The organism is Ruegeria sp. BHSA123 (assembly GCF_059613425.1).
Window position 1 is genome coordinate 1 of the sequence record NZ_JBXWSL010000140.1, and the last position, 3,251, is coordinate 3,251.

The following is a 3,251-nucleotide window of genomic DNA, read 5'->3' on the forward strand; positions in this document are numbered from 1 at the left end:
GCTGTCCGGTTGGGTGGTTGTGGTGCTTGTCTGAGTGCTTCCGCTGTCCGGTTGGGTGGTTGTGGTGCTTGTCTGAGTGCTTCCGCTGTCCGGTTGGGTGGTTGTGGTGCTTGTCTGAGTGCTTCCGCTGTCCGGTTGGGTGGTTGTGGTGCTGCCGGAAGAGGGAAGGGCGGTTACAGATGTGCTGCCAACCCAGGTGTCATAGGAAAACGGAGATTGAAGCGCTGTCATATCCGAACCGGCATCCAGATTATCAGCGACACTGCCGGGCTTGACGCTGAACTGATTGTATCCGCCCTGCGCCTCAGTCGCGAAATACGTGAACACGTTGTCGTAGTCTGCGCTCTGGACATATGCATTGTTCGTGACGCTCCAATCCGATTGTCCACTATATCCCGAGACGCTCGAAACAATGTTCTGATCGATCGTAACGTTTTGCGACCCGCCCGATACATTGATCTTCGGAATGGAGACACCACCGGTAAGCGATCCCTGAACCGCCAGAACCGAATTGTCGGTGATCGTCAGGTCCTTTGCCCCGGCCACGGTGATCCCGTGCGTGTGCCCATTGTAGATGGTGTTATTGTCGATCAGCACATTCGTGTAGAACATGGCCGGATCGTTCACATTGGTCCCACCGGTCCCCATGAAAATCGACTGGGCGTAGTCACCCGACCCCATATCCAGCACATTCCCCTGGATGATGATGTTGCTGCTTGGGCCAAGCAACTTGGAAAACTGGATAAAATCCCCATGGTCGCCGGAATTGAGCGACCGGTTGAAATCGTGGATGTAGTTGTTTTCGATAACAACATTCTGAACGCCATCGAAATACATCCCGTCCGACCGGATCGAGTGGATGTTGTTGCCCGAAACCGTCACGTCGGAACTGGAACCAACATTCATCGCCTTGTACCAGTTCAGGAACTCGCTGTTGGCGACAGTAATATTCGAACTGCCCCGAACGTGCAAACCCATGCCTGTCCCATAACCATCCACTGTCGCAGACACGCCTTGGGGCAAGTCACCGGAAAAGACCGAATCCGTGATATTGATGTTCGAGCTGTTGGCGATCTTGAAAGGCGTATAACTTTTCGACTGACCATTGTAAGTGTAATCGAAAACTACACTATCGAAAGTAACGTTTGAGGCCCCATCCAAACTTAATTCCGAGATTTCGGCGGGATTGTTGGGGTCAGCTGATTTGATCGTGAGGGTTAAGGCATATTTCAATTTTATATCCAGCCTGCCGTAGTCGCCCGCTGCAAGTAGTATCGTTTCCCCACCTGAAGCCTGTGAAAGAGCCTGGTTCAGCTCTGCCGCAGATGTTACCGTGATTGTCGTCGACATGTTTCACCTTCTGTTTCATAGGCGCTGTGAGTGGCAGCGCGCGAGATCCCGCTCACCCAGGACGGATGGAACAGTCGCACGAAGGCAACAGATTGGCCGGAATATGGCTATATTTGGAAATTGTTGCCCGTATTGAGACAGTTGTGCCTCACTTCCTTCATTTCCGAGCGAACTCGATACTCGACACTAGGAATTGTTCCACTTCCCTTGGCGGTCATCTCGATTTTGACGAATTGCCCCCAAGGGGGCAACAATGAACACATAATTGCCATTATTCAGGCGTGCACCCGCGTACTCCGGGCTGACATCAGCGATGATTTGCCAGATTCCGCTGCGTCAACCAGGCAAGACACCTTGATCTTCAGGCCACGAGCGTCCGGGAAAAGCTCTGCCACCAGCGGATCGGCGTTATTTTATGCAACCCGGAGCGCTTTTCACCTTGGCCTGCCTTAGATTAACAATTCACCAAGTTTGACGCCGTCATGGACAAAGTCCTGCCTTGCTCCTAACATTGCTGCCATCGCGGAAGAGATGAAAAGCGTGCCCCTCATGCGAAGCAAATTTGGCCTTTTCGGACTGCTGTCCTGCTTCTGCGTTTTCCAACTGGCTGTATCGGAACCGCTTTTTGCTGCGCCCGCCTGCACCGGACCGAAGATCACTGCTATGGGACCGACTCAAAAAGACGGGCAGTCGATCGATACTGCCCCGAAACTCTCCGCCGCGCTCCGAAATGCTCAGGGTGGTGAAACTTTCCTGCTGGCAGGTGGAAACTTCGGCGTCCTAAAAATCAACAAACCCTTTCACAGCCCTGTCACGATCCGCTCGGCAGATCCCGCGACACCGGCCTGTTTTACCGATCTGCGCCTGAACGGTGCTGCAAAAGTCTCTCTTACCGGACTGGTCTTCGACTATGCCTTCTCGCAGGGCGACAAAGATGCCATCAGTCGCTTTAACATCAACAAGAGCAGCGACATCATCATTTCAGACTCTGTATTTGACGGAGACTATAAAGCCGGTATCGGGCACGGCCGCGGACTGCACATCATGAACAGTGTCGGGGTCACCTTGTCGGGCAACGTGTTCCGAAAATGGTGGAAGGCCGTGACCGGGTCCTATGACATGAACCTGACTCTGCTCCGCAACCAGATATACGACATCAGAGCCGACGGAATGATGTTCACCGGAATTGACGGCCTGCGGATCGAAGGGAATTGGGTACACAGCTTTCGTGCCAGTTCTGGCCGCGATCACCGGGATATGCTTCAGATCACACGCAGCTCCAACCGCCGTAGCACAGACATCGTGATCCGGGACAACATCTTTGACATGGGGGCAGGCGACTATACGCAAACGATTTTCATGGGCAAAAGCGGCAAGAACCTGAGTGATCCGCTTTTGCGTCACCAGAATGTCCTGATCGAAAACAACGTCATCTATAACGCCCATACCCACGGGATTTCCGTCACTGGGGCCGACAATCTTTCCATCCGCAAGAATTCGGTGATCCGGGTACCGCTGGCAAAAGGTGGAAAGAACACAACACCGCGCATCAATGTCTGGGCATCGACCTACGTCGTCATCGAGCAGAACGTTGTAAGCCAGATCAACGGCAACCCCAATCAACCGGGCTGGGCCGTGCTTAACAATGCAATAGTTCAGAATACCTCGCCTTCCAAGCCCGGGTATTATGATCGCGAGTTCATCTACTATGCTACGGGCGCAGCCAACGGGTATAATGAATATGGCGTCCGCCCGGGCAGCCAGATCGACAGTCTCAATGCCGGATCAACACTTGTTAAGCAGTATCCTACTCGCTGAAGAGCGCCCTGATTGTCCGAAATGCGGCGGGTTTCTACTCAAGATCCGCAGCCGCAATAGGCCCTCGCATGACAACGAGGCGA

The 3,251-nt window shown here is 53.4% G+C and carries 2 protein-coding genes; one reads left to right on the forward strand and one right to left on the reverse strand.

The genetic code is table 11. The features are described 5' to 3' along the window. Positions 1 to 1,350: right-handed parallel beta-helix repeat-containing protein (locus tag AC2FNC_RS20490; protein ID WP_496716521.1), on the reverse strand; the 1,350-nt coding region annotated here is incomplete at its 3' end. A 663-nt stretch (positions 1,351 to 2,013) separates the two neighbouring features. Between AC2FNC_RS20490 and AC2FNC_RS20495 the strand changes: the two genes are divergently transcribed. Then, positions 2,014 to 3,168 (forward strand): right-handed parallel beta-helix repeat-containing protein, encoded by a 1,155-nt coding sequence (locus tag AC2FNC_RS20495; RefSeq protein WP_496716523.1) that lies wholly within the window; start codon positions 2,014 to 2,016, stop codon positions 3,166 to 3,168. Positions 3,169 to 3,251 lie beyond the last annotated feature (83 nt).